Source organism: Streptomyces sp. NPDC056452 (assembly GCF_042796085.1).
In the GTDB taxonomy this organism is placed as follows: Bacteria; Actinomycetota; Actinomycetes; order Streptomycetales; family Streptomycetaceae; genus Streptomyces.
This window is the reverse complement of record NZ_JBHTRI010000036.1, coordinates 19,066-45,002: the sequence shown is the minus strand read 5'-3', so window position 1 is coordinate 45,002 and position 25,937 is coordinate 19,066. Positions and strand designations below refer to the sequence as shown.

20 protein-coding genes and 1 pseudogene are annotated in these 25,937 nt (G+C 70.1%); 3 read left to right on the top strand and 18 right to left on the bottom strand.

Annotated elements, in window-relative coordinates; genetic code table 11:
- Positions 1–825: 825 nt before the first annotated feature.
- The 4 genes from ACFQ6X_RS29215 to ACFQ6X_RS29200 all read right to left on the bottom strand — a co-directional run bounded on the left by ACFQ6X_RS29215 (position 826) and on the right by ACFQ6X_RS29200 (position 5,136).
- Positions 826–1,506: a DUF998 domain-containing protein gene (locus ACFQ6X_RS29215; RefSeq protein ID WP_383185744.1), complete on the bottom strand. Its 681-nt coding sequence runs from the start codon at positions 1,504–1,506 to the stop codon at positions 826–828.
- A gap of 129 nt (positions 1,507–1,635) precedes the next feature.
- A complete protein-coding gene (locus tag ACFQ6X_RS29210) occupies positions 1,636–3,075 on the bottom strand; it encodes a gamma-aminobutyraldehyde dehydrogenase (protein ID WP_383185743.1) in 1,440 nt (479 codons plus the stop codon).
- A 17-nt stretch (positions 3,076–3,092) separates the two neighbouring features.
- Positions 3,093–3,494, bottom strand: a complete 402-nt coding sequence (locus ACFQ6X_RS29205; RefSeq protein ID WP_383185741.1) for a nuclear transport factor 2 family protein — start codon at positions 3,492–3,494, stop codon at positions 3,093–3,095.
- 79 nt (positions 3,495–3,573) lie between these two features.
- Positions 3,574–5,136, bottom strand: coding sequence for a purine-cytosine permease family protein (locus ACFQ6X_RS29200; RefSeq protein WP_383185739.1), 1,563 nt, complete (start codon positions 5,134–5,136; stop codon positions 3,574–3,576).
- Between the two features lie 77 nt (positions 5,137–5,213).
- Between ACFQ6X_RS29200 and ACFQ6X_RS29195 the strand changes: the two genes are divergently transcribed.
- Complete coding sequence (locus tag ACFQ6X_RS29195; RefSeq protein ID WP_383185738.1) at positions 5,214–6,665, top strand: PucR family transcriptional regulator; 1,452 nt, start codon at positions 5,214–5,216, stop codon at positions 6,663–6,665.
- A gap of 54 nt (positions 6,666–6,719) precedes the next feature.
- On the opposite strand, the gene ACFQ6X_RS29190 is transcribed toward ACFQ6X_RS29195, so the two are convergent.
- The 4 genes from ACFQ6X_RS29190 to ACFQ6X_RS29175 all read right to left on the bottom strand — a co-directional run bounded on the left by ACFQ6X_RS29190 (position 6,720) and on the right by ACFQ6X_RS29175 (position 12,502).
- Complete coding sequence (locus ACFQ6X_RS29190; protein ID WP_383185736.1) at positions 6,720–7,634, bottom strand: adenosine kinase; 915 nt, start codon at positions 7,632–7,634, stop codon at positions 6,720–6,722.
- Positions 7,635–7,806: 172 nt separating this feature from the next.
- Entirely contained in the window at positions 7,807–9,378 is a 1,572-nt protein-coding gene (locus ACFQ6X_RS29185; protein WP_383185735.1) for a GMC family oxidoreductase, read from the bottom strand.
- 32 nt (positions 9,379–9,410) lie between these two features.
- Positions 9,411–10,919 (bottom strand): APC family permease, encoded by a 1,509-nt coding sequence (locus ACFQ6X_RS29180; RefSeq protein ID WP_383185797.1) that lies wholly within the window; start codon positions 10,917–10,919, stop codon positions 9,411–9,413.
- A 113-nt stretch (positions 10,920–11,032) separates the two neighbouring features.
- Positions 11,033–12,502 (bottom strand): aldehyde dehydrogenase family protein, encoded by a 1,470-nt coding sequence (locus ACFQ6X_RS29175; protein WP_383185733.1) that lies wholly within the window; start codon positions 12,500–12,502, stop codon positions 11,033–11,035.
- A gap of 222 nt (positions 12,503–12,724) precedes the next feature.
- Between ACFQ6X_RS29175 and ACFQ6X_RS29170 the strand changes: the two genes are divergently transcribed.
- Positions 12,725–14,044 carry a geranylgeranyl reductase family protein gene (locus ACFQ6X_RS29170; RefSeq protein ID WP_383185731.1) on the top strand — a complete coding sequence of 440 codons (1,320 nt, stop codon included), beginning with the start codon at positions 12,725–12,727 and terminating at the stop codon, positions 14,042–14,044.
- Positions 14,045–14,086: 42 nt separating this feature from the next.
- Here ACFQ6X_RS29170 and aroQ read toward each other — a convergent pair whose 3' ends face one another.
- The 9 genes and pseudogenes from aroQ to ACFQ6X_RS29125 form a co-directional block, all read right to left on the bottom strand.
- On the bottom strand, positions 14,087–14,704 hold the full coding sequence (aroQ, locus tag ACFQ6X_RS29165) for a gamma subclass chorismate mutase AroQ (RefSeq protein WP_383185729.1): 618 nt from the start codon (positions 14,702–14,704) through the stop codon (positions 14,087–14,089).
- Between the two features lie 37 nt (positions 14,705–14,741).
- Positions 14,742–16,847 carry an MMPL family transporter gene (locus tag ACFQ6X_RS29160; RefSeq protein WP_383185727.1) on the bottom strand — a complete coding sequence of 702 codons (2,106 nt, stop codon included), beginning with the start codon at positions 16,845–16,847 and terminating at the stop codon, positions 14,742–14,744.
- A 112-nt stretch (positions 16,848–16,959) separates the two neighbouring features.
- Positions 16,960–17,454: a MarR family winged helix-turn-helix transcriptional regulator gene (locus ACFQ6X_RS29155; RefSeq protein WP_383185726.1), complete on the bottom strand. Its 495-nt coding sequence runs from the start codon at positions 17,452–17,454 to the stop codon at positions 16,960–16,962.
- A gap of 120 nt (positions 17,455–17,574) precedes the next feature.
- Complete coding sequence (locus tag ACFQ6X_RS29150) at positions 17,575–18,471, bottom strand: RNA polymerase sigma-70 factor (RefSeq protein WP_383185724.1); 897 nt, start codon at positions 18,469–18,471, stop codon at positions 17,575–17,577.
- 323 nt (positions 18,472–18,794) lie between these two features.
- Complete coding sequence (locus ACFQ6X_RS29145) at positions 18,795–19,994, bottom strand: NAD(P)/FAD-dependent oxidoreductase (protein WP_383185722.1); 1,200 nt, start codon at positions 19,992–19,994, stop codon at positions 18,795–18,797.
- A 408-nt stretch (positions 19,995–20,402) separates the two neighbouring features.
- The gene (locus tag ACFQ6X_RS29140) at positions 20,403–21,341 is read right to left on the bottom strand and encodes a hypothetical protein (protein ID WP_383185721.1); all 939 of its coding nucleotides are present in this window, start codon (positions 21,339–21,341) and stop codon (positions 20,403–20,405) included.
- A complete protein-coding gene (locus ACFQ6X_RS29135) occupies positions 21,338–21,820 on the bottom strand; it encodes a hypothetical protein (protein WP_383185719.1) in 483 nt (160 codons plus the stop codon). The genes ACFQ6X_RS29140 and ACFQ6X_RS29135 overlap by 4 nt, the downstream gene beginning before the upstream one ends.
- A gap of 3 nt (positions 21,821–21,823) precedes the next feature.
- Positions 21,824–23,047: a macrolide family glycosyltransferase gene (locus ACFQ6X_RS29130; RefSeq protein ID WP_383185717.1), complete on the bottom strand. Its 1,224-nt coding sequence runs from the start codon at positions 23,045–23,047 to the stop codon at positions 21,824–21,826.
- Positions 23,048–23,558: 511 nt separating this feature from the next.
- Positions 23,559–24,221: pseudogene (locus ACFQ6X_RS29125) on the bottom strand (nitroreductase); the annotation flags it as partial.
- A gap of 137 nt (positions 24,222–24,358) precedes the next feature.
- Between ACFQ6X_RS29125 and ACFQ6X_RS29120 the strand changes: the two are divergent.
- Positions 24,359–25,009 (top strand): FMN-dependent NADH-azoreductase, encoded by a 651-nt coding sequence (locus tag ACFQ6X_RS29120; RefSeq protein ID WP_383185716.1) that lies wholly within the window; start codon positions 24,359–24,361, stop codon positions 25,007–25,009.
- Between the two features lie 367 nt (positions 25,010–25,376).
- Here ACFQ6X_RS29120 and ACFQ6X_RS29115 read toward each other — a convergent pair whose 3' ends face one another.
- Positions 25,377–25,862 (bottom strand): MarR family winged helix-turn-helix transcriptional regulator, encoded by a 486-nt coding sequence (locus tag ACFQ6X_RS29115; RefSeq protein ID WP_383185714.1) that lies wholly within the window; start codon positions 25,860–25,862, stop codon positions 25,377–25,379.
- Between the last annotated feature and the right edge of the window lie 75 nt (positions 25,863–25,937).

Genomic DNA, 25,937 nt, shown 5'->3' with positions numbered 1-25,937 from the left:
GATGCCTGGCGGGCTTTCCCGGTCGACTATCGGACGCCACGTCACAACCACTGTCACGACGGGCCCTTGCACGGGCCGAGGGGCCGTGTCCGGCCATCGGTAACAGGGCGTCAGGATCCATCAGGGCTCCGTTGGGGACGGGGTCACAGGCGATATCCGGGCTCTCCGCCATCGAGCGCGGTGGTGCAGCAGCGACCTGGCATGCCAAATCGCGGTCATTGTACGGGGGTTGAAGCGCTTGCGCAGGGTGGGGCGAGTGCGACAACCGGAACCTATTCAGGGCGAAGTGGATCATCGCCGCAGGGGCCGCGGGCCGCGGACGGGAGCACCTTCCCCGCACGCCACGGGAAGTTCATCACCGCTCATCAGACAGAGAGAGCTCGGATGCGCCAACTCGGATGGTAATTCGCGAGTTGGTGTCGGTTTCGTGATTACGTTCGAGTGAGGTGCGGCGGGTAGCGGGCTTGTGGCTGCTGCTACGGACGGAGCCGGACGAACAATCCGGGCCCGTTTCGATGACGATGCTGCAGCTGACCGGAGGTGAAACGGTGCAGGCCCGGCCCACCGCCCGGTGGGGGCAGGAGACAGCCCGTCAAGGGTCCTCGCTCTGCGCCGCGCCGGCTTTATGGCACCCGCTCCCCGGTCAGTGAGAACCGGGGAATCCCGGACGTGCCTGAATTCATGGACACCCGGACGACAATCCAGGGAGCGGGTTCGTCCCGGACTCGAATCCGGAGAATTCCGGAGAATATCGAGGTCCGGTTCTCCCCCGCGGTGAGCGGAACGAGGCGGTTCCCGCACACGGCACCACCGTCCCCCGGTTCGTCAACGGCGGGGAACGTCTGCGGCGCCTCCGCCCTGCTCTTCGTCGCGATCGGTCTGCCGTACGCAGGAGACGACCACCACGAGCGGCCAGAACGACTGCGCGAAGGTCAGGACGCGCTCGGCGGCTCCAGCCGTGTCGTGCGCGAACAGGGCCAGCAGGAACCAGACACCGCCGATCCACATCAGCACGGTCGCCATGAACGACGGACCCGGGCGAAGACCCCACGGCGTGCTCCGGGCCAGAAGCATGCCCATCGGACGCCGCTCGCCTGCACGGCGTTGGCCCGGGCCCCGCCGTACCGCCAGAATCGGCCAGACCGCGAGAAGCGAGAAGCCGACCGCCACCACCGCGCCGTGGTCCAGGGATCCCCCGCTGCTCGGCGCAGGGAACAGGACCAGCAGCATCGCCGACACCCCTCCGCCGGCCAGCGCCACACGTCCTGGGGGTGCTGCGGACCGCAGCCCGCACGCGGTGATCACATGGCAGGCGCCCAAGGCCACCAGGGCCGAGGTCATCACCCAGTACCCGTCGGCGCCCCTGGCGGCAAGGGTGCTGATCGTTCGCGACGCGGGATCGTAGTCGCGCCCCTGGAGCACTGCCGAGATCGCCCAGCCGCCGACCAGCAGAATCGGAGCGCACACCGAGGAGAAAAGGGCCCACCAGGGGACAGACCGGCGCATCAGAGCACCGTAGAACATCCCGTCCATCGGTTCCCGGCGCACACGCGGCCCCACGGGCCATTCAGCAATGTGGCCTCGCACCGCCCGCCCCGCTGGACAGTGCCGGGGCGGGCGACGGATTCCCTGATGTCAGAGCGACGTCATGACGTGCTTGATCCGGGTGTAGTCCTCGAAGCCGTACGCCGAAAGGTCCTTGCCGTACCCGGACTTCTTGAACCCGCCGTGCGGCATCTCGGCGACGAGTGCCATGTGGGTGTTGATCCACACGCAACCGAAGTCGAGGTTCTTCGACATCCGCATCGCGCGGGCGTGGTCCTTGGTCCACACCGAGGAGGCCAGCGCGTACTCGACCCCGTTGGCGTACTCGAGCGCCTGGGCCTCGTCCGTGAACGACTGGACGGTCATCACGGGGCCGAAGACCTCGTTCTGGATGATCTCGTCGTCCTGCTCGAGGCCGGAGACGACGGTCGGGGCGTAGAAGTAGCCCTTGTCACCGACCCGGTGGCCGCCCGCCTCCACCTTGGCGTGCTCGGGGAGCCGCTCGATGAAGCCGCTGACCTGCGCCAGCTGGCCCGCGTTGTTGAGCGGGCCGTACAGCACGTCCTCGTCGTCCGGCAGGCCGGTCTTCGTGTCGGCGGCAGCCTTGGCGAGCGCGGTGACGAACTCGTCGTGGACGGACTCGTGGACCAGGATGCGGGTCGCGGCCGTGCAGTCCTGTCCGGCGTTGAAGAATCCGCCCACCACCAGGTCCTCGACCGCCTTCGCCAGGTCGGCGTCCTCGAAGACCACTGCCGGGGCCTTGCCGCCGAGCTCCAGGTGGACGCGCTTGACGTCCTTGGCGGCGCTCTGGGCGACCTGGATGCCGGCGCGTACCGAGCCGGTGATCGAGGCCATCGCGGGCGTGGGGTGCTCCACCATCAGGCGGCCGGTCTCACGGTCGCCGCAGACCACGTTGAAGATTCCGCGGGGCAGCTCCAGCTCCTCGAGGACACCGCCGATGATCTCGGCCATCAGCACCGTGGAGGCCGGGGTGGTGTCCGAGGGCTTGAGGACCACCGCGTTGCCCGCCGCGAGCGCCGGGGCGAACTTCCACACCGCCATCAGCAGCGGGTAGTTCCACGGCGCGACCTGTGCGCACACACCGACCGGCTCACGGCGGATGATGGAGGTCAGGCCCTCCATGTACTCACCGGCCGAGCGGCCCTCCAGCAGCCGCGCCGCGCCCGCGAAGAAGCGGACCTGGTCGATCGCGGGGGCCAGTTCCTCGCTGAGGGTGAGGTGGAGCGGCTTGCCGGTGTCCCGGCTCTCCGCGGCGACCAGCTCGTCGGCCCGTGCCTCCATCGCGTCGGCGATCTTCAGCAGTGCGCGCTGTCGCACGGACGGCGTGGTGTCGCGCCAGACGGGGAACGCCGCGGCCGCGGCGGCCATCGCCGCGTCGACGTCTGCCGCCCCCGAGAGCGGTGAGGTCGCGTAGACGTCGCCGGTGGCGGGGTCCACCACATCGAGCGTGCGACCGTCCGAGGCGTCGGCGAGTGCACCGTCGATGTAGTTGCGGAACGTGGTGCTCATAGAAGCGTTTCTCCTGCTCAGGCGGCGGTACGGGCGGACAGGTGCTCGTGGACGGCGGTCCAACGGCCGTCGTCGGCGCGGGTGAAGACGATCGTCTCCCGCTCCTGGACGGTCTCCTCGCCGGCCTCGGTGGCGACCCGGGTCTCCACGTCGTGGCTGAAGACGGCCGTGTCGCCGAAGTGCTGGATCAGCTGCGCGGACGAGGTGCAGCCGAGGATGCGGAAGCCGTCCTGCTCCACCCACCGCTGCCAGAGCGCGCGGTACTCGGCCGTGGAGCCGAGCCGCTCCGGGGTGGTGTGGAAGACGAAGGTCGCGTCCGGGGCGAAGGCGCCGAAGTAGTCGTCGAGGCGGCCCTCCGCGAAGGCCGCGACGAGCGCGTCGGCGGCGGCCCGGACTTCCTGGACGGTGGTGGTGCTCATGCACAGCTCCTGGTCACGGGCGTTCCGGCGGGCGGTGCCGGAACGCCCGGCTTGCGGTTACGGGGGGGTCGGCGGGGGTTCAGTGGGCCGCGGCGGGCTCCGTGACGGTCTCCTCGGCGCCGCCGGTGATCGGCGGCACGGAGGCGTCGGACGCCCGGACGAAGCGGGGGCCGGCCGGTCCGTAGACGGCGCGCGGCTCGGGGAACACGGCGAGCAGGGCGAGGTAGAGCACGGTCGCGAGGACGAGGCCGACCGGCAGCGAGATGTCCGTACCGTTGGCGAGGTTGCCGAGCGGGCCGACGAACTGGCCGGGCAGGTTGGTGAAGAGGAGCGCCACGACGGCGGAGACGAGCCATGTGGCCATGCCGCGCCAGTTCCAGCCGTTCGTGAACCAGTAGCGGCCGCCGCGCTGGCGGCGGTTGAAGACCTGCAGCGCCTCCGCGTCGTACCAGCCGCGCCGGGTGACGTAGCCGAGCGCCATGACGATCATCCACGGTGCGGTGCAGGTGATGATCAGCGTGGCGAAGGTGGAGATGGACTGGGCGAGGTTGAGCGCGAAGCGGCCGACGAAGATGAACGCGATGGACAGGGCACCGATGAAGAAGGTGGCCTGGACGCGGCTGAAGCGCGTGAAGACGCTGGAGAAGTCGAGGCCCGTGCCGTAGAGGGCCGTCGTGCCGGTGGAGAGGCCGCCGATGAGGGCGATCAGGCAGAGCGGCAGGAAGTACCAGCCGGGCGAGATCGCGAGCAGTCCGCCCACGTAGTTGGGGGCGGCCGGGTCGACGTACTTCGCGGCCTTCGACGCGATGATCGACGCGGTGGCCAGGCCGAAGAGGAAGGGCAGCAGGGTGGCGATCTGGGCGAGGAACGCGGCCCCCATCACCCGGCGGCGCGGGGCCCCGGCCGGGATGTAGCGGGACCAGTCACCGAGGAAGGCGCCGAAGGAGACCGGGTTGGACAGCACGATCAGCGCGGCGCCGATGAACGACGGCCAGAACAGCGGGTCGGCGGTGGAGGCGAAGGCACCCGCGTACCCGGGGTCGAAGTCGCCGGCGAAGGCGAAGGCACCGAGCACGAAGAGGGCGGAGGCCGCGAGCACCGCGATCTTGTTGACCAGCAGCATGAACCGGAAACCGTAGATGCAGACCACGAGGACGAGCCCGGCGAAGATCGCGTACGCGATGCCGTAGGTGACGTCCGACTCGGGGAGGTCGACGAGCCGGTGCGCGCCGCCGACGAGCGCGTCGCCGGAGGACCACACCGAGATCGAGAAGAAGGCTATGGCGGTGAGCAGGGAGAGGAACGAGCCGACGACCCGGCCGTGCACGCCCAGGTGCGCGGAGGAGGAGACGGCGTTGTTCGTGCCGTTGGCGGGGCCGAACAGTGCCATGGGGGCCAGCAGCAGCGCACCGGCGACGAGGCCGAGGACGGTCGCCGCGAGCCCCTGCCAGAAGGAGAGGCCGAAGAGGATCGGGAAGGCGCCCAGCACACAGGTCGCGAAGGTGTTGGCACCGCCGAAGGCGAGCCGGAACAGATCGATCGGGCGGGCCGTGCGGTCCTTGTCCGGGATCCTCTCGACACCATAGGTCTCGATTTCGGTGATCGAGGTCGTCACGGGTGGCTCCACCTTCCGTTCATGCATGGGGACGGTCCCACAGTGTGTGGCCCATGCACGATCATCGACAACTGTGCCGATCACGGAGCAGTAGGCTCTCTTCTGTGGCCAGCAACAAACTAACCGTCGAGGATCTGCTCTCCTTCCCCGCCCTTCAGCTCACCGTGAAGGCAGGGGGCGACGGTCTGGGCCGGTCCGTGTCCTGGGCGCACGCCATCGAGCTCGCCGATCCGACACCCTGGCTCCTGGGCGCCGAGATGATCATGACGACGGGTCTGGCGGTGCCGCGCACCGCCGCCGGGCAGCGGGCCTACCTGGAGCGGCTGGACGATGCCGGGGTGTCCGCGCTCGCGCTCTCCGCGCAACTGCACATGCCGCCGCTCTACGACGCGTTCTTCCGCGCGGCCGAGGAGCGGGGCTTCCCGGTCCTCGAAGTGCCACTCTCCGTTCCGTTCATCGCGGTCGCCCAGGAGGTGGCAGCCTCGGTCCAGGAGGACGCCAGACACCGGCTGGGCGCACAGCTCCAAGTGTTCGGCTCGCTGCGCTGGCTGGTCGCCGAGGGCCTGGACACGCCGACACTCCTGCGCCGGCTGGAACGCCTGTCGGGTTACGACGTCTACCTGTGCACGCCGCAGGGCCGTCCGCTCCTGCCCGGCGTCCCCACGCCGGATCCCGCAGTCCTGCCCGCCTCCGTCGACGCCCCACCGACGATCCCCGGCGGATTCGTCCTCCCGGTACCCGCGCCCGGCGGCCCGGCGGGCTTCCTCGTCGCGTACGAGCGTCAGGGCGCCCAGCCCGCGGGCATCGCCGTCGTCCAGCACATCGCCACCGTGGCGGCGCTACGGCTGGCGATGGTGCGCAACGAGCGCGAGACCCTGCGCCGCGAGGGCGCGGAGACGCTGGCCGAACTCCTGCAGGAGGTGCTCGACCCGGAGGCGGCACGCCGCCGGCTCGCCCGGCACGCGATCGAGGGCGACACCGTGCTCCTCGTGGTCCGCCACACCACCGACGAGGCACTGCTGCTCTGCCTGGAGGACCATCCCCATCTGCTGCTCACCTGGGGCGAGGACCGCTATGTGCTGGGAGCGCCGGAGCTGGCGGCAGCCGTCGGTGAGCTGCCGGGCGTGGCGGCCGGGATGAGCCGCCCCTTCCTGCCGGGCGCCGCGCTGAAGGTCGCCCAGCGCGAGGCGCTCTGGGCGGTCTCCAAGGCCGCGGAGTCCGGCCGCCCCGTCGTCCGGTACGGCGACGACTCCACCGGCCGGTGGCTGCCCGACGACCCCGCCGTCCTGACCGCGCTGGTCGAGCATGTGCTCGGCGAGGTCCTGCGCTACGACGAGGCCCACGACTCGCAGTTGCTGGTCTCCGCGCGCACCTGGATGGAACGCGACCGCCGCACGGAGACGGCGGCGGCGGCGCTGCACATCCACCCGAACACCCTCGCCTACCGCCTGCGCCGCTTCGGCACACTCGCCCGGCGCGACCTGGCGTCGACGGGGGCCCTGGCCGAGGTCTGGCTGGCGATCCAGGCAGCGGGAGCGCTGGGCCTCACCGACTGACCGGGCGCGGGGCAGGGCAGGAGCCGGGCGTACCTGTCGGGGCGGGTGACGGCGTCACGCCGCCGCCTCGTACTCGGCGACCCGGGCGAGGAGCTCGGCCCGGCCGATGGGGTCGGCCCGCGTCGCCGGAACGGTGCACGCGTGGGCTCCGGCGACCGCGCCGTAGAGGCCGCACCGCCGGGGCGGTTCGCCGGTCAGACGGCCGAGGAGATAGCCGGCCGCGAAGGCGTCGCCGGCACCGTTGGAGTCCACCACGGGTCCGGGCGGCGTGACGGCCGGGATGTGGCTCAGCTCCCCGTCGACCAGCAGGTACGCGCCCTCGGCCCCGGCCGTCGCGACGACCGCGCCGGCCCGGCCGCGCTCCGCTATCCGGCGCATGGTCCCTTCCGTGTCCGTCAGGGCGGTGGTGGACAGGAAGACGATGTCCGCCTCGTGGGCGAAGGCCTCGTGGTAGGCGTTGGCACCGTCCCAGTTGTGCAGGTCGGTCGAGATGCTCACGCCGGCCTCCCGCAGCTCGGGGAGGGCGAAGGCGCACGGGTAGGTGATGGAGACATGGGCGTGGCGGCTCTTCGCGGCCAGGGCACGGACCGTCGCCGGCGGCAGCCGGTCCTCCTCCCGCGAGCGGCTGTCGTCATACAGGGACAGCCGCCGTCCGTCGGGGCCGACGAGATTGACCGCCCGCTTGGTGCCGCCGGGCAGGGGTACCTCGGTCAGTGCGATGCCCCGGTCCCTGTGCAGAGCGCGCACCAGGTCGCCCGCGTGGTCGTCGCCGATCATGTCGAGGTGGTGGGTCCGCAGACCGAGCGCGCTCACCCCGAGAGCGACGAAGTCCCCGGTCTGCCCCGCCCGCGTCTCGATCCCCGGCCGCACCATGTAGCTGTCGGCGTAGGGCAGCGGCAGCTCGGGGACGTACACGATCGTGTCCACACCTGCGCCTCCCAGGACGAGCACGTCGGTCTCGGTGTTCATGGCGTTCCTCTCGGACCTGACGCGGGGCGAGGGTGGGGCGTCGACGTCCCTCGCGGCCGACCGGACGCACCGTCAACTGTGGTCACCGACGGGTGAGTCAAGCAGGCCGTCACGGTTCGAGCAAGAACGTGCAGAGAATTTCCGCAACTTATTGCAGGGGTGGCCGGGCGGATCAGTCCCGGTCCTCCCTGATCATGTCCGCGCACTTCTCCCCGATCATCATCGTCGTGATGCACGGGTTGACCGCGGGCAGGAACGGCATCACGGACGCGTCGGCCACCCGCAGACCCCGCACACCCTTCACACGCAGCCGCGGATCGAGGACGGCCTCGGGGTCGTCGGTGGCCCCCATCCGTACCGTTCCCGCCGGGTGGTAGACCGTGTTGTGGGTCCGGCGGATGTAGTCGAGGAGTTCCTCGTCGGTCCGGGCGTCGGCCCCGGGCGCCAGTTCCGTGCCTGCCCAGGAGGCCATCGGCGCCCGGGAGACGATGTCCCGGGCGAGCCGCAGGCCGTGGGTCATCACCCGTACGTCGTGCTCGTCGGTGAAATAGCGCGGGTCGACCCGCGGCTTGTCCCGGAAGTCACGGGTGCGCAGCCGGACCGTGCCCATGGAACGGGCGCGGGTGACGTTGGGCGTGAGACAGAAGGCGTTCTCGGAGGTCGGGTAGCCGCGCCGGTAGGTGTTCATGTCGAAGGGTACGGACCCGTAGTGGAACATCAGGTCCGGGCGGTCGAGGCCGGATTCGGTGTCGGCGAAGATGCCGATCTCCCACCACTGGGTGGACGTGGTGACCATGGGCTGCAGCGCCTCCCACATGATCACACCCTCGGGGTGGTCCTGGAGATGGGCGCCGACCGCCGGGGAGTCGACGCGTACCTCCACCCCGGTCTCCCGCAGGTGCTCAGCCGGGCCGATCCCGGACAGCATCAGAAGCTTCGGCCCGTCGATGGAGCCGCAGGACACGACAACTTCCCGTCGCGCGCCGACGGTACGCGTGTGGATGAGGTCGGGTGCCAGGTACTCGACGCCGGTGCACCGCTGTTCGGCGTCGAGGATCAGGCGCTTGGCCTGCAGTCCTGTGCGTACTTCCAGGTTGGGACGCCGACCGAGAATCGGGTGCAGGTAGGAGACGGAGGCGGACGAACGCGTCCCGTCGGGGCGGGCGTTGATCTGGAACCAGTGCGCCCCGCGGACGACCGTCGTACCGGTATTGAACGGCGTGGTGGGGATTCCGGCGGCGGCGCAGGCCTCCAGCAGGGCTGTCCCGCAGGGGTCGTTCGGCTGGATCGAGCGGATGGTCACCGGGCCGTTGCGCCCGTGGTGGTCGCCGGGCGCGTCGTTGGTCTCCAGCCGCTGGTAGAGCGGATAGCAGTCCGCGGCACTCCATCCCGTGCACCCGAGGGCGGCCCATTCGTCCAGGTCCTCGGCCGGCGCCCAGAAGGCGATGCAGGAGTTGTGGGACGAGCAGCCGCCGAGGACCTTGGCGCGGGCGTGCCGCATGAAGCTGTTGCCGTTGTCCTGCGGCTCGACCGGGTAGTCCCAGTCGTAGCCGGATTCCAGCAGCCCCATCCACCGGTCGAGCCGCAGGATGTTGTCGTCGCCGACGTCGGAGGGGCCCGCCTCCAGTACGCAGACGGTGACGGACGGGTCCTCGGACAGCCGGGCGGCGACGACCGCGCCGGCCGTACCCCCGCCGACCACCACGTAGTCGAACTCGTCCTGCGCTTGGCTCTCAGCCGGCATCTGTGTCTCCAGAGGTCATGGGGTGCGGGCGGCTAGCCGCGCGGTGGCGCGGGCGGGGTCGGGTCGGGCACCTCGGTGCGGTGGGCCTCGAGTACGCCCGTCTTGTGCCGCTGCACGAACCAGTAGTAGGCGAAGCCGCCGACCGCGACGACGCCGATGAAGAGGAAGGCGCCCCAGCGCAGATACCAGTGCTGTGCCCCCGTCGCGTTGTAGACCTCGGCGCGGGGCCAGGCGAGGTTGAGCGACATGGCCGCTCCCCACAGCACGGCGACGATGTTGATCGGCAGCCCGAACCTGCCGAGCGAGAAGCTGCCTTCGACGGGCTTCCAGGTGCCCCGCAGCCGTCGGATCAGCATGGGGGTCGTGACCATCAGATAGGCCAGATAGATCATGATGATCGCGATGCTCGTGATCACCGAGAAGATCTGCGGCTGGTTGACGTTGATCACCAGGATGATGACGCCCACCACGCCGATCACGACGGCAGGCACCACGGGGGTCTGGAATCGGGGACTGACCCGGGCCAGGATCGAGCCCGCTGGAAGGTTGTTGTCGCGTGCCATGGCGAACATCAGCCGGATGCCCGCGGCCTGCACGGCCAGCACGCAGACCGTGATCGCGATGACCACGCACCACAGGAAGATCTCGCCGATGGTCGAACCGAGAACCTCCAGCACCACATACTGCAGGCCGCCCGTCGACAGCTCCTTCGCGGCCAGGTCCGGCACCGACAGCAGCGCGAAGAGCAGGATCAGACCGCCGATGATGAATGACGCGACGAGCGCGCGCAGGATGGCGCGGGGCGCGTTGCGGGTCGGGTTGTGCGACTCCTCGCCGAGCGACGACGCCGTATCGAATCCGTACATGACGTACGCGGATGCGAGCGAGGCGGTGAGGAACGCACCGAAGTAGCCGAGGGTCTGTCCCTCTCCGAGCCCGTATGTGTCCGTCAGGGCGGTGCTGGGGCCCCGGGTGATGTGCGCCGCCAGAAAGATGATCAGGCCGACCGCGGCGATCAGCTCGATGAACACGCCCGCCGAGTTGATCCGAGCCATGAGCTGGACGCCGAAGGCGTTGACCAGGGTCGAGAAGAGGATCAGGACCGTGCCGAGGAGAACGGCGTTGGCCGCCGCATCGTTCTTGCCGGTGCCGTCACCCACGAACTGGAACCCGCTGTCGATCGCCGGCAGCGTGATCTGGTAGGCGAGCGCCACGGCCGAGAGCGTGACCATGGTGGCGGTCATCATCATCCAGCCGCCGAGCCAGCCGATGTGCGGGCCGCCCATGCTCTTGGCCCAGTTGTAGACCGAGCCGGCCACCGGGTAGCGGGCGGCGAGCTCGCAGAAGCACAGGGCGACCATCAGCTGGCCGGCGAAGACCATGGGCCAGGACCACCAGTAGGCCGGGCCGCCGAAGCTGACGCCGAAGTAGAACAGCTGGAAGGTGCCGGTCAGGATCGAGATGTAGCTGATGCCCGCGGCGAAGGTGTGGAAGTTGCCCAGGGTTCGCTTGAGTTCGGGCTTGTAGCCGAGTTCGTGGATCGAGTCGTCGTCGTGGGTGCCGTCGGCCCGGGTGCCGGGGGGCGGCGTGCTGGTCGCGCCGGGACCTGTCGCGCCGGGACCTGTCGGGTCGGGACCTGTCGGATTGGAATGACTCACTCGAACCACCTCTGCGGCCGGGCTGCGGTGTTGCGCCAGATGTGCTTGGCCTCCTGGTACTCCGCGAGACCGGCGGGACCCAGTTCGCGGCCGACGCCGGACTGCTTCATTCCGCCCCACTCGGCCTGCGGCACGTACGGATGGAAGTCGTTGATCCACACGGTCCCCGCACGCAGTCCGGCGGCCACCCGGTGGGCACGCTCGCCGTCCTGCGTCCAGACGGCCCCGGCCAGTCCGTAGACGGTGTCGTTGGCCAGGGCGACGGCCTCGCCCTCGTCCCGGAACCGCTCCACGGTCAGGACCGGGCCGAACGACTCCTCCCGTACGACCGTCATGTCCGGGGTGCACTCGTCGAGCACGGTCGGCAGGTAGTAGAAGCCGCTCTGCAGCGAGGGGTTGTCGGGGCGGGCGCCGCCGCAGCGCAGTACGGCGCCCTCCGCCAGTCCCGCGGCCACGTACGCCTCGACCTTGTCGCGATGCGCGGCCGAGATCAGCGGACCGCTGCGGGCGTCCTCGTCGAACGGTCCGCCGAGCCGGATGGCCCGGGCGCGCCGTACGAGCTCGTCGACGAACGTGTCGTGCAGCTCGTCCTGGACGAGCAGCCGCGCACCGGCCGAGCAGACCTGCCCGGCGTGCAGGAACACCGCCATCAGCGCGTAGTCGACCGCGGTGTCGAACTCGGCGTCGGCGAACACGATGTTGGGGTTCTTGCCGCCCAGTTCGAGCGCGATCTTCTTCACGGTGGGTGCGGCCGCCGCCATGATGAGCCGGCCGGTGACCAGGCCGCCGGTGAAGGAGACCATGTCCACGCGCGGGTCCTCGCTCAGCGGCGCGCCCGCGGTGGCTCCGGCGCCGAGCACCAGGTTCGCGACACCGGGCGGCAGTCCGGCCTCGCTGAGCGCCTTCATCAGGAGGATCGCGGTGTGCGGCGTCAGTTCACTGGGCTTGAGTACGAAGGTGTTGCCCGCGGCGAGCGCGGGGGCCACCTTCCAGGCCGTCTGCAGCAAGGGATAGTTCCACGGAGTGATCAGCGAGCAGACGCCCACCGGTTCGTGGACCACCCTGCTGTCGATCCCCCGGTCACCGGTGTCGACGACGCGGTCGGTGCCGCCGGAGGCGGCCAGGTTCCCGAAGTAGCGGAAACAGTTCGCGATGTCGTCCATGTCGTACTCGCTCTCCACGAGCCGCTTCCCCGTGTCCAGGGTCTCGGCTCTGGCGAACGTGTCCTTGTCCCGTTCCACGAGGTCGGCGACGCGGAGCAGCAGTCGGCCGCGATCGGCGGCAGGCGTACTCGGCCATGGCCCCCGGTCGAAGGCCTCACGCGCCGCGGCGACTGCCGCCGCGGCGTCCTGCGGCCCCGCCTCGTCGACGGTGGCGACCGGGGCGCCGTCGGCAGGGCAGCGGATCTCACGCGTTCCGCCCTCGATCGCGGCGCTCCATCGTCCACCGATGAACAGATCGGGCATGCGTCCCTCCGGGCCCGCACGAGGAAGGGGAAGGAGATGTAGCCGACCGTGCTGAGCTCGACACCCAAAGTAAGCTCCCGTCGGCATACTCGCGCGCCGAACGGCGCCGTCACCCCGCCCGGACCCCCGGGCCTTGTTCCGCACCGGCTCGTCCTGATCAATGATGAGGTGCCGGGCTGCCGTCCTCGGTACGGCACCGGCTGACCCAGGAAGGGGTTCCGCGTGCGGGAAACGAAGCCGGACCGTTCGGACGATCGCGCCGTCCACGGCTCGGACGAAGAAGCCGACGTGATCGTGGTGGGGGCGGGCCCTGCGGGCTCGTCCGCGGCCTTCCACCTCGCCCGGGCGGGCGTCGATGTCCTGCTCCTGGAGAAGGCCGAGTTCCCTCGGGAGAAGGTGTGCGGGGACGGCCTGACCCCGCGGGCGGTGCACCAGCTCATCCGGATGGGTGTCGACATCAAGGCTCCGGGATGGACGCGTTCACGCGGTATGCGATGGGTGGCCGGGGACCATCAGGTGCACATCGACTGGCCCGACCTGGGGCGCTATCCGGACTTCGGCCTCTCGCGCAGTCGTCATGACTTCGACGACATCCTGGCCCGCCACGCCGTTGCCGCCGGAGCACGTCTGCGCAACGGGGTGAAGGTGACCCGGCCCGTGACCGACCGGGCCGGCCGCATCACCGGCGTCGGCGCCACGGCCGGGGACAAGCAGCAGGTGGCCTTCCGCGCGCCGATCGTCATCGCCGCGGACGGCGCCTCCGCCCGACTCGCCCTCGGTATGGGCCTGCAGCGGGACATGAACCGGCAGATCGCGACGGCTGCCCGCCGCTACTACCGCAGCCCGGAGCGGTCCCAGGAGGAGTACCTGGAGTTGTGGGCGGATCTCCGCTTCCCGGGGAGCCGTCACTACCTGCCCGGGTACGGCTGGATCTTTCCCATGGGGGACGGCCGCGTCAACGTCGGGCTCGGTGCACTGCCCCACCGACGGCACGGCACCGCGGACCTGCGGGCCACGCTGGACGAATGGCTGGCCCGCACTCCGCCCGAGTGGGGACTGCGTGAGGAGAACGCCGAGGGCCCTGTCCGGAGCGCGGCGCTGCCCCTGGGATTCAACCGCCACCCGCTGTACACCCGCGGTCTTCTCCTCGTCGGCGACTCCGGCGGCATGATCAGCCCCTGGAACGGGGAGGGCATCGGCCAGGCGATGGAGGCCGGCGAGGTCGCAGCCGAGAGCGCGGCGCTGGCCCTCGCCCGCCCCCCGGGCCCGGGGCGGGAGCGGGTGCTGCACGGCTATCCGGTCGAGATGAACCGGCGCTGGGGTCGCTACTACCGTCTCGGCAACGCGGCCGCCGACATCGTCTTCAGCCGTTCGGGTTTCCAGCCGATCCTCAACCGCTACGTCATGGGATCACCTTTCCTGCTCAACACCTTGGCCCGGATGCTCACCAACCTCACGGACAAGCCCTCGCACGACGTGATCGACCATGTGCTCAACACCGTCGTCCGGCTGGTCCCCTCACCGAAGGTGCGCAGGCGCTGACCTCGTGCCCCGCGCGGCCGGCTGACGATCGCTCGCGGCCGGTCAGACCGGGCCGGCGAACGGCCGCGAGCAGACGGAGCGCAGAGCGTGCGTCAGTGCCGTCGTGCGGAGACGGTCGAAGTGCCGGTCGCGCCGTACGAGCGCCTCGGCAACCCTCAGTATGCCGCCGCAGGAAGGGGCCGCGCGTGCCGTCGCGGAGCCGGCGATCGTGCGGACCAGGTCGGCGTTGACGCGGTTGATCTCCTCGCGCACGTCCGTGAGGTCGGGGCGGCCCGTCGGTGCGCCGGCGGGGTTCGCGTCCCAACTGCGGTGCAGAGCACGCTGTACGCGCTTGTTCGCCTCGATCTGGTCCCGGAGGATCCGTACCGTCGCACCGGGATCGGCTCCCGCTTCGCGGGCCTGCCGCGCCGCCGTGTCGAGGACCTGTTTCTCACGGACCGGGTCGTCGACGGGGCTGCCCGTCCCCCATTTGGCGGCGGCGACAAGCTCGGCCGTGGCGAGACGCCGGGCCGAGAGGTCGGCGAGCGGGCGGAGCCGCGCGAGGGTGTCCCCGCCGTGGCGCGCGCCTGCTGCGGGGGCAGGGGCGGCCGGGCCGGCGCAGACGGCGGCCGCGACCACCCCGACGAACAGGAGGCGTCCTGCGTACGCGGGCGGCTGCATGGGCGGATCGTACGGTTCCGTGCCGGCCCGCCCGGCGTCACACGCGGTCCGCTGTCGCCTCCGTTTCCCGGCTGAGTGCGCCCGGCCACCACGCGACGCGTCCGATGTCCCTGACCAGGGCGGGCACCAGCAGTGAGCGGACGACCAGGGTGTCGAGCAGTACGCCGAAGGCGACGATGAACGCGATCTGGACCAGGAACGCGAGGGGGATCACGCCCAGGGCCGCGAAGGTGGCCGCCAGGACGACGCCGGCCGAGGTGATGACCCCGCCGGTGGTCGTCAGCCCGCGCAGCACGCCCTGCCGTGTGCCGTGGATCAGGGACTCCTCGCGGACCCGGGACATCAGGAAGATGTTGTAGTCGACCCCGAGGGCGACCAGGAAGACGAATCCGTACAGCGGCACGGAGGAGTCCGTACCGCTGAATCCGAACACGTGCTGGAAGACCAGGGACGAGATCCCGAGGGTGGCCAGGAAGTTGAGTGCCACCGTCGCGACGAGGAGGAGCGGCATGAGCAGGGAGCGGAGGAGCCCGATCAGGATCACCAGAATGATCACGAGTACGACCGGCACGATGAGGGCGCGGTCCTGCTCGGCGGTCTTCTGGGTGTCGTACTGCTGCGCGGTGTAGCCGCCGACCAGCGCTTCCGCGCCGGGCACCCCGTGCACCGCGTCGCGCAGGCGGGTGACGGTCTCCTTGGCGGCGTCGCTGTCGGCCGCGCTCCTCAACGTGGCGTTGATACGGACCCGGCCGTCCACGACGAGCGGCGCTCCCACTCCCGGCCGCCCGGAGACGGTCACCACGGAGACGTCCGCGACACCGGCGACCTGATCGGCGGCCTCGGTCACCTCCGCCGCCCGATCGGCCTCCGCGATCACCACGGCGGGGTTGCCGGATCCGCCGGGGAAGTGCTTGCTCAGGGTCTGCTGGGCGGCAACGGAAGGTGCGTCGTTGACGAAGATCTCCTCGAGGGGCACCCCCTTCGAGTTGAGGGTCGGCATGAATGCGGCGCAGGCGAGAAGGACGACCAGGGTGACTCCCCACACCTTGCGCGGGGCCCGGTCGACCAGGGCCGCGATCCGCGACCAGATTCCCGCCGAACCCGATGCGGCTTCGCCCTTCTTCGGCCGGGCGGGCCAATACGCGGTCCTGCCGAGCAGCACGAGTACGGCAGGGAGGAAGGTGAGCGTGCTCAGGACGGCGCAGACGATGCCGATGGCGCCCACCGGCCCGAGCGCGCGGTTGTTGGTCAGGTCGCTGAGCAGGAGGGCGAGCAGCCCCAGGGCGACGGTGGCGGCGCTGGCGACGATCGGTCCGGCGGACTCACGCAGCGCGGCACGCATGGCGGTCCACCGGTCGGAGTGGCGGCCCAGTTCCTCCCGGAACCGTGCGGTGAGGAGGAGGGCGTAGTCGGTGGCGGCGCCGATGACGAGGATCGACAGGATCCCCTGGACCTGGCCGTCGACCCGTACGAGGTCGTGGTCCGCGAGTACGTACACGAGCGCGCAGGCCACACCGAGCGAGAAGACGGCTCCGATGATGATGACCAGCGGCAGCAGGACGCTCCGGTAGACCAGCAGCAGGATGACCAGCACGGTCACGAGGGCGACACCGAGCAGCAGTCCGTCGATTCCGGCGAAGGCTTCGGAGAGGTCCGCCTGGCTGGCCGCGGGGCCGGCGACCTGCGCACGTGTTCCGGGTACCCCGTCGGCCGCCTTCCGGATCTGCTCGACCGCGTCGGGGAGCTCGTCCCCCAGGTCGGATTCCAGCTGGACGATGCCTTCGAGTGCCTTGCCGTCCGCCGACGGCAGTGCCGGGGTCACGTCACCCGCCACCCCCGGCCCGCCGTTGAGCGAGTCCAGGGCGGCCGTGGCCGCCTGCCGCTGCTTCGGGCCGAGGTCCGCGCCGTCCTTCTCCGACGTCCAGACGACGATGGCCGGGACGGTCTCCTGCCGGCTGAACGCCTTCTGCTCCTCGACGACCCGGGTGGACTCGGCGCTCTGCGGGAGGAACGAGGCCTGGTCGTTCGTGGCCACCTCTCCGAGTTTCCCGGCGTACGAGCCGAACGCACCGCCGACGGCGAGCCAGACGGCGACGAGGAATACGGGGATCAGCCAGCGAACCGGCCTCGATGCGATGGGCATGGTGCTCCCGGGTCGGGGGAAACTCTTTCAATCATCGAGTATCTCAATTATTGAAACATATGGGCACCCGGCTCCTGCCCGGCGGCCGAGGACAGTCCGGCGGAGGGGCGGGTCAGCGCTGGGGGGCCTGCATACGGGCGAGTTCCGCGTTCATGCGGGCGAGGAAGCGGAGCGTGGCCGCGAGTTCTTCCGGATCGGACGAACTGCGGGCCCCGGACGCGGCTTCGGCGAGGGGCATGAAGAACGAGCGTGCGGCCGCCTTGGCCGTGGGCTCGTAGTGCAGATGCACGACGCGCCGGTCGGCGCTGTCCCGTGAGCGACGGATGTGGCCGACGCGCTCCAGACGGTCCAGACACGCCGTCACCGCACCGGAGGTCAGACCGAGATGATCGCGCAGCCGGCCGGGAGTCAGCGGAACATCCGCGTCCAGGATCGCCGCGAGCGCCTGGACATCCGTGGCGTGCAGGCCCTGGGTGTGCGCGAAGGCGTGCACCAGGCGGTTGATCTCGCCGTTCATACGGCGCAACTGCATCGCGAGCGCCTGGAGCTCCGCGACCGCCGACGCTCCCGTGCGTGATCCCTCGCGAGCGTCGTCTGCACTGTCCACCGGACCATACTAGGGTCTTTCGTTTTGGATCAGGCCTGATCAGGGACGCCTCGTCCGACGAGCTGGTCCGGAAGGAAGGTGTTCGCTCCGTTGGTGCGAGCCGACCTGGCGGGGGGACGGTCAGCGGGAGGTGAGGGGGGTTTCGAACTCGACGCGGGTGAGCTTCTCGGGGTTGCGGACGTAGTAGAGGCCCGTGACGCAGGCGTTCTCCACGCGGAGGGCCAGCACACCGTCGATCACGCCGTCCAGGCGCAGGATGATTCCGGGGTTGCCGTTGATCATCGTGGGCTCACCGGTGAGGGTGCCGCCGGCCTTGTCGATACTGCCGGCCATGTAACGGAGCACCTTGTCGGCGCCGACGACCGGGCGCAGAGCCGCCAGCCTGAAGCCGCCGCCGTCGCTGACGAAGACAACGTCCGGGGCGAGTACGTCGAGCAGCCCCTGCAGGTCCCCGGTCAGGAGCGCGCGCCGGAACGAATTCAACGCTTCCCGGCCTTCTTCCGGGGAAGCCGGTGTGCGCGGTCGGCGGGCGTCGACATGTCGGCGGGCGCGGTAGGCGATCTGGCGTGCGGCGGCGGGGCTCTTGTCGACCGCGGCCGCGATCTCGTCGTAGCCGAAGTCGAAAACCTCGTGCAGCACGAAGACGGCGCGTTCGGTCGGTGAGAGGGTTTCAAGGATGAACATGAGTGCCAGCGACAGGCTCTCGGACAGCTCGACGTCCTCGGCCACGTCCGGTGCGGTGAGCAGAGGCTCGGGCAGCCAGGGGCCGACATATGCCTCCTTCCGCCGTTTCAGGGTGCGTAGCCGGTTGAGCGCTTGCCGGGTCGTGATCCGTACCAGGTAGGCGCGCTGGTCCCGCACTTGCGCCAGATCGACCTCGACCCATCGCAGCCAGGCTTCCTGAAGGACGTCCTCGGCGTCCGCCGCCGATCCGAGCATCTCGTAGGCGACGGTGAACAGCAGATCTCGGTGGGCCACGAAGGCCTCCGTAGCGGGGTCGGTGACGTGGTTGTTCATGTCGTGCGCCTCACTCTTTCGTGGTCGGCCCAGGGACCGGAAGCAGGCCGTGGAACATGTACCCGGTCCGGTGGCGGGTCGTCGGAGCAGCCTCCCCACCTGTCAGGCCACGCCGGGTGGGCGGGGTGGTGGGAATGGCGTCGCGGCGCCCGGCTCTGGCATACGAGGCCGTGGCGTTGTGTGCTTGGGAGCGGGGCAGGTGCGTGCAGTCGCAAGGCGGAGGAGGGAGCCCACGCGACGGGGCCCCCTGCTCGAACGGGGCCGAGAGCTTGGGCGAATGCGTGCCGGACCCCGCGAGCCCGCCATGATCCAGACGAGAGGCCCTAGGCCGCGGGTCGGGTGCTGGACGGCGTCGTGCGGTGTTCCGGCTGAGGCGAATCCGGGCGGTCGGTGCTGTTGCCGTGGGATGCGCGGGCACCGGCTTTTCGTGCCCCGGACACCAACTTGTTGAGGGTGAACCGGCAGGCGATCTCCTTGACGCCGGCTCCGGCCCGCCCGCTGATGCTGAGCGCGTTGACCTTGTCGCTCGGGTAGGAGAACTGGGTGACGCCCTCGTTTCGGCCGAGGCTGAGGCACTGCCCGGCGAACCACATCCGGACGGGGGAGGGCGTTTTCCCCGCGATCCGGCGCAGGATCGTGTCGGCGGCCGCCGGGCCCAGCTGCACGGCCGCCTGGCAGCTCATCCGGAACGGATGCTCCGGCATCACCCCCGCGTCCCCGGCGGCGACGATGCGCTCGTCGTCCACACAGGTCAGCGTCGTGTCGGTGACCAGACGGCCGGCGGCGTCGGTACGCAGCCCGCTGCGGGCAGCCAGGTCCGGAACCTTGAATCCCGCGGTCCAGATCGTCACCGCGCTGGGCAGCTCGCGGCCGTCGCCGAGCCGTACGGCGCCGTGCGTCACTTCCGTCACCTGCATGCCGGGACCTTCGAGGACGGTCACTCCCAGTTCGGCGAGCCGGCGGGCGACCGGGCGGCGGACCCGGGCATGCAGGGAGGGGCCGAGCACGTCGCCGCAGACCAGGGTGACCTTACGACCCGCTTCCGCCAGCTCGGCGGCGGTCTCCAGGCCGGTCGGGCCGGCCCCGACCACGGTCACAGGAGCCGACGCGGGCGCCACATCCAGCGCAGCCCGCAGTCGTTCCGCCCCCTCGAGGTCCGACACCCAAGAGGCGAACTCCGCCGCTCCGGGCACTCCGGGATCGGCGGCGCCGCTGCCCACCGCGTAGACGAGGTAGTCGTAGGAGACCGTGCCACCGCCCGCCAGCGACACCTGGCGCTCGGCAGCGTCGATCCGGGTCGCGGTGTCGACCACCAGCCGGACGTTTCCGCCCATGACCTTCCCGAACTCCTCGGTCGCGTCATCGGAGCCGGTCACGCGCTCGTGCAGGCGGATCCGCTCGACGAACTCGGGACGTGGATTGACCACGGTCACCGACACACCATCGCGCCGCGCCAGGCTGTTCGCCGCCGTCACGCCCCCGTACCCGCCGCCGATCACGACTACCTCTACGTTCCCGTTCATCATGTCTCCCATGTGTTGTGGACTCGGCATTGAGACACCGGCCGCGCCTCCCGTGTAACAGCCCGCGGATGAGATGCGGCCCACATCGGACGCGTCGGAGACTGCCTCTCCGCCTCGAGTCGCCTGACGCGACCCTGCTCCGGTCGGGCAGGGGCGGGGAGTCTCGCGGTAGCGGGGAGCTGGACCCGGAATGGAGGTCCGGAGAACGGCTGGGCCGCCACCGCCGGAAGATCGGGCGGTCGATCTCGTGACCGGGTGAGGTCCGCATCCCGCGGGCGGCATCGGCACAGCGGCTGAGGTTCTCGACTCCGTTGCTCGTGGATTCCTCCGGGGGCGATCCGGTCGGCGACGTCACGGTCGAGGTTCCCGGCCCGGTCGACCCTGCAGTACGCACTCCGGTCGAGGCGCTCATGGCGACGGGTGATCCGTCGCCACGGTCGCGCTGTGATGAGCGCGGATGAGCGAGATCACGGTGTCGGCCGTGCGGTCGAGGTGGCTGCGGCCGTCAGGCAACCGGGCCGTCGTGCTGATGTAGCTGTGCGGCCCGACGTGCGTGGCCGGGTCGAGTCGGTGCACGGTGATCTTCCCCGCGCGGTCGGCCCGGTTCCATGCGCTGCCCCTGAACAGGCGCCAGCGCTGAGGGAAGATCCAGGTACCGACTCGCTCGATCCGGTCGCTCGCACTGGTCAGGCGATGCAGGTGCTCGGCTCGGCCGAGGTCGTTGGCGCCGTTGTGGAACCCACCGAGGGTGATCAGCAGGAGCGGACATCGCAGCTGGGTGTGCAGTTCGTCAACCGCGCCGCTTGCGACCTGGGCACCGCCGCTGTAGCTGAGCAGCACCACGGGAATGCCGCTGTCGGGCTGATAGCCCGCGAGCCTGAGTTGCGTGGAAGTTTGGGAGCCGACGGCCCGGTTGTACAAGGGGCGGTACCGCTGGTCGGCGGCGACGAAGATCTGCATGACGTTGTGCAGGAACAGCAGCAGCTCGGTGCGGCGGCGCAGCCACGCCCACACCGGTCGCTCAGCAAGCGGATCGGCCAGTGGCGAGTAGGGCTGTACCTGACCCAGCACCCGGAGCTCCGGCGCTCCGGCGATCAACGCCTTGACCAGCTGGCCGCCGTCCCGACTGTCGCGAACGCGGCGTTTACCGATGCCGTCGAGGTAGACCAGGTAGGCATCCGGGGGACTGTCGGACGCCGCGCCCCGTGCGTAGGGCACACCCGCCGGAAGCCGGGAGACGGGGGCCCGCCAGCCGGCACCGTAGGCCAGTACCTCGTAGCGGGCCAACAAGGCTTCGGCAAGGAGAGCCGGCCCGATCGCGAAGACCCAGAGCAGGAAAGCACTCATGCGATCGACCCTCGCCCTTCGGCCGCGCTGATCCTCACGACCACGCGCCGAACTGCCTCCACAGCGACACCAAGCCCTGCCCCGGCGACGGCCGCACAACCAGCGGCGCCCCACCAGCCCAGCTCGGTCGCCTCTGCGAGCGGGCCGGCCAGACCGGCTCCGACCCCCACAAAGAGCAACAGGTGGAGGAGGGGCCCGAGCAGGGGGAAGGCAAGGACGGCAGCCAACACCAGCGGAGCGACCAGATCCGGCGTCCAGGCCAACCCGGCGCCCGTCGGTGCAGAGGACAGCACCAGCTCGGCCAGGGTCCACGCGGTCAGCGGCCACAACGCGAACACAGCGCCCTCGACCAAGCCGCCTGCACAGAGCAGCGCTGCCACCCGAGTCCGCGACATGCCAGGTCGGCGCACTGCCAGGGGCAGGATGCGCCCGGCAGCCTCCGACATTCCGGCGAACAGCAACAGGACCACGAGTGCCATGGCTCAGCCTCTCTGTGACGGATCGACAGGAACTGGTTGACCGGCCGAGCCTGTCTCGTACAGGTACCGTTCCAATGCGTCGGCGGCGCGCCGATACCCACCCGCCTCGTGCTGGGCAACCCGCAGTGTGGCGGCGGCTGCCCGGAACCGGGGGGCGTGGAGAAGGCGCCCGGCGAGGGCAGTTACGGATTCGTGGGTGACGTCCTCGGTACCGATCGACAGACCGGCGCCGAGCTCTGCGACGCGACGGGCCACCATCGGCTGGTCCGCGCCCTGTGGGACCACCAGCATCGGAACCCCGGCGTACATGGCCTCGTTGACGCTGTTCATCCCCCCGTGGGTGACGAAAAGCGCCGCGCGGGCGAGCACCTCGGGTTGGGGAACGAAGCGGCGGGCGAGCACATTCGCGGGCAACAGACCCAGTGCGGCGGGATCGGTCTGCCCGGTGGAGACGATGACGGTGCCGCCCAGTGTCGCGAGCGCGGTGGCGAAGGTGCGCAGAAGCTGCGGGTCGGCGTTGAACACCGTGCCCAGCGACGCGTAGAGCACCGGGCCCCGCAGCCGATCGGCCGGGAACGACGGGTCAGCCGGACGGGCGCCGATGCACGGGCCTACGAACTGGTAGGACCGGTCGAATTCTTCGGCGGCAGGCTGGAACGCCCGCGAGGTGTAGACCAGATTCAGCGGCTGACTGATGTTCCCCAAGTCGAGCAGGGGCAGCCCACCCGTGTCGTAGCGGCGGCGCAACCCCCAGCGCGATCGCAGGTACCCCTGGACGCTGCCCGGTCGCCTCGTCGCCGCGGCCAGCAGGTCCCACGAGCCTCGGGTGGGGCTGGGCACGTGCCGGTCGAAAGCGAACGTGGTGAACGACGACGCCGCGGGCACCTTGAGTTCGCGGGCGGCAACCGCGCCCCACGGACAGGCGTTGTCGTGCACGATCAGGTCGGGCCGAATGCGGCGCAGGTCTGTGAGCACCGCAGGCAGCAGGCGGACGGCTGTGCTTGCGAGCCCCTCGATCAAGGTGACCGGCGTCGGCGGATCGGGGAGCGGCTGGTCGCCCCCGGGGTAGAGGCACACCGTCGCGCCGACAGTCTCGATCTCCTCACGGAAGGCGGGCGAGGTGTGGTACGTGACGGAGTGACCGCGCCGAACGAGCTCGGCGACCACCGGCAGCGTCGGGTTGACGCGTCCGTGCATGGCGATGTTGAGAAACGCGATGGTACTCACAGGACAACCTCCGATTGCGCCGCTCCGAGCACGCCACCGGCGCCCACCACTACGGCGACGGGACGGGGAAGTGCGTCCAAGCCGGCCGCCGCGAGCCCCTGGGGCGGCAGGCTCGATGACAGGGGAGGCGCACCTTTGTCGCTCGTCAGGGTTCGACGCCTCTCACGGCCACGACCACTCGTCGAGACGCCCCCACTGAAGCCCGAACGGGCCCATGAGACCGGTGTCCGACCACAAGCAATCTTAATGATCAACATTCTCACCACAGCACGAAATCGAATTGGCTTTCTCAGCCATGTCCGGGCGGCAGCCCGATCTGTGACACCAACCGCCGGATCTGTTCGGTGAAGGCGCCATTGAGACGTGTGGAAATGCGCCGCGCCAGTCGGCATCGAGGTGCATGGCGCCTCCCGAGATCCGCGGTTCCGGCTCCTGGACCAGGAGGCTGCGAGGTCGAGGAGATCGCCGCCGTCCCCGACGTGGAGCGAACTCGCCCTGAGTTGTCCACCGTGTCGACGAACGTGACCGTTTCGTCGAGCGGCGCCCGACCCGTTCGGGCTTCACCCACCGTCACGTCTTCGAAACCGATCGACATGCCACAGAAGAGCATGAGCTCGTCCGGGGGCGTCAGGATCTCGGCGACGGTCCTGTGATATTTCGCCCACGCCATCTGCGCGCAACTGTGCAGCCCTTCGGCGCGGAGGAGCAGCATGACGGTCTGCAAGTACATGCCGACGTCGGACCATTGGGGCCGGCCCAGGTCGCGGTCTATGTAGCAGAACAGGGCGGCGGGCGCGCCGAAGCATTCCCAGTTCGCGGTAGCGGCCCTCTGGCGCGCCTCCAGGTCGTCGCGCGCAACACCCTGTGCGCCGTAGCGCTGCTCACCGAAGGCGGATCGACGTTCGCGATAGGGAGACTTCAGTGCGGGCGGGTACTGCTCGTACTCCGGCTCGTCCCAGGGGCCACCCGCCGAGACGCGCCGACCGACGCGCTTCTTGAGTTCGGCCAGCGGCGCGCCGGTCAGCACGAAGGCGCGCCACGGCTGGAGGTTCGACGCAGACGGCGCCCAGGCCGCGGCGGACAACACGCGCTCGAGCACCTCCCTCGGGACGTGCCGGTCGGTGTATCCGCGCACCGCCCGTCGGCTGGTGACCGCTTCATAGACGTCGACCATCGCCACCCCATTCACTCCACATCGACCTTGGTTACACTCGCGATGGTATCATTCAATACAATCACGCATGCAACTATCCTCGCTGCGCGGTCAGCCTTTGACTCCCCGCCCCGGGGACCACCCTCTGGAGGAAGCCCATGGCCACACTGCTGCACATCGACTCGTCCGCGTTTCCCGGCAAGGCGTCCTCGTCGCGTTCGGTGGCGAGGGCCTTCCGCAGTGCATGGGAGGAGCAGCACCCGGAGGGCACCGTGCTCTACCGCGACGTCGCCGCCACCCCTGTCCCGCACATCACCGCCGACGCCTTCACCGCCGGATCCACCGCCGCGTCCGCGCACACCCCGGAGCAGTCCGCCGCGTTCGCAGCGCGCGTGAGGCTCATCGAGGAGCTGGAGCAGGCGGACGCCGTCCTGATCGGCGCCCCGATGTACAACTATTCGATCCCGTCGACCCTCAAGGCGTGGCTGGACAACGTGATCCTGCCCGGCCGCACCGCGGGCGCGAACCCCTCCGCCCAGGGCACCCCCGTCACCGTCGTCGCCAGCCGAGGAGGCTCCTACGCGCCGGGCACACCGAAGGAGAGCTGCGAGTACGTGCAGAACTATCTGCAGGCCGTCCTGGGGGGCATCCTCGGTCTGGACGTCGACTTCATCGTCCCGGAACTCACCATGGCCCCCCAGAACCCGGCCATGGCTGAACTGATACCCCTCTATCAGGCCTCGCGCGAGCGCGCCTTCGAGGACGCGGCCACCAAGGCCAAGGAGCTCGCGGAGCGCCTCGCCGTGTAGGCCCGGGCAGGGACGCCGCGTGGCGCCTCGATCCAGGACGTCACGCGGCGCCTTCTTCGACGGCGCCTGCCGGACGGTGGCACATTGCCCCTGAGGGGACAGCAGCCGGGCGCCGGGGCTACGGCCTGAGCGACCCCGGCCGCACATCGGGACGAAAGCGCTGCCCGCGAGAGCGGAAAGCCCACCGCCGCTCAAATAGGCTGCGCGGTGGGGAGCAGCTCGGCCCCCTGTTGGCCACGAGCCACGACTGCTGCGGCAGCCAGTCAGGCGTGTGGTTGCGAGGCCGCACCACTCGAGGCCGGGTTCGCGGCGGCAGCCGCAAAGGTCGGTGAAGCGCCCCCGAGGGGCAACCCGCGCGGGGACGCGCTTACGACTCACCGTCAGCGGGATAGGCAAAGCGGGTCAGCAGATCTCTCAGCTTCTCGGGCTCACCGGGACTCAGGTCGGAGATCAGCCGCTCAGCCAGCGGCGCCGCCGCCACATGAGCTGCATCGAAGAGCTCGATGCCCTGATCCGTGATCTCGACTGCCCTTGCTCGCCGGTCCCCCGGAACAGCCTTGCGTACCGCCAGCCCCCTACGCTCCAGATCGTCCACCACTCGCATGATGCCCGCCTTGTCCGTCCCCGTCTCCGCCGCCAAGTCCCGCTGCACCGTGGCGCCACGGTCGACCAGCACCATCAGCACGGCGAAATGCCGCAGCTCGACGCCGAGCGGCCGAAGCGCCTCAGCCATGACTGCGGCCGCGCGCCAGTGCGCCCGGCGCAGCAGCAAGCCGAGAGCGAATGGCGAGGCATCCCCCGGGCGGTCGGTCGCACGCGAGGCGGTCGTGTGGTCAGAAGCATCGGTGCCCATGTGGGCAGATTACCAGCTATCCTTTCATTCGATACGATATCGAATGAAATTAGCGTGGCTGCTGCTACACCCTGA

Bases quoted from the DNA above. Each gene is read 5' to 3' on its own strand.
- ACFQ6X_RS29215 (WP_383185744.1), bottom strand. From the start codon at position 1,506: ATGCGCCGGTCTGTCCCCTGGTGGGCCCTTTTCTCCTCGGTGTGCGCT.
- ACFQ6X_RS29210 (WP_383185743.1), bottom strand. From the start codon at position 3,075: ATGAGCACCACGTTCCGCAACTACATCGACGGTGCACTCGCCGACGCC.
- ACFQ6X_RS29205 (WP_383185741.1), bottom strand. From the start codon at position 3,494: ATGAGCACCACCACCGTCCAGGAAGTCCGGGCCGCCGCCGACGCGCTC.
- ACFQ6X_RS29200 (WP_383185739.1), bottom strand. From the start codon at position 5,136: ATGCATGAACGGAAGGTGGAGCCACCCGTGACGACCTCGATCACCGAA.
- ACFQ6X_RS29190 (WP_383185736.1), bottom strand. From the start codon at position 7,634: ATGAACACCGAGACCGACGTGCTCGTCCTGGGAGGCGCAGGTGTGGAC.
- ACFQ6X_RS29185 (WP_383185735.1), bottom strand. From the start codon at position 9,378: ATGCCGGCTGAGAGCCAAGCGCAGGACGAGTTCGACTACGTGGTGGTC.
- ACFQ6X_RS29175 (WP_383185733.1), bottom strand. From the start codon at position 12,502: ATGCCCGATCTGTTCATCGGTGGACGATGGAGCGCCGCGATCGAGGGC.
- aroQ (WP_383185729.1), bottom strand. From the start codon at position 14,704: ATGCAGCCGCCCGCGTACGCAGGACGCCTCCTGTTCGTCGGGGTGGTC.
- ACFQ6X_RS29160 (WP_383185727.1), bottom strand. From the start codon at position 16,847: ATGCCCATCGCATCGAGGCCGGTTCGCTGGCTGATCCCCGTATTCCTC.
- ACFQ6X_RS29150 (WP_383185724.1), bottom strand. From the start codon at position 18,471: ATGAACAACCACGTCACCGACCCCGCTACGGAGGCCTTCGTGGCCCAC.
- ACFQ6X_RS29145 (WP_383185722.1), bottom strand. From the start codon at position 19,994: ATGAACGGGAACGTAGAGGTAGTCGTGATCGGCGGCGGGTACGGGGGC.
- ACFQ6X_RS29140 (WP_383185721.1), bottom strand. From the start codon at position 21,341: ATGAGTGCTTTCCTGCTCTGGGTCTTCGCGATCGGGCCGGCTCTCCTT.
- ACFQ6X_RS29135 (WP_383185719.1), bottom strand. From the start codon at position 21,820: ATGGCACTCGTGGTCCTGTTGCTGTTCGCCGGAATGTCGGAGGCTGCC.
- ACFQ6X_RS29120 (WP_383185716.1), top strand. From the start codon at position 24,359: ATGGCCACACTGCTGCACATCGACTCGTCCGCGTTTCCCGGCAAGGCG.
- ACFQ6X_RS29115 (WP_383185714.1), bottom strand. From the start codon at position 25,862: ATGGGCACCGATGCTTCTGACCACACGACCGCCTCGCGTGCGACCGAC.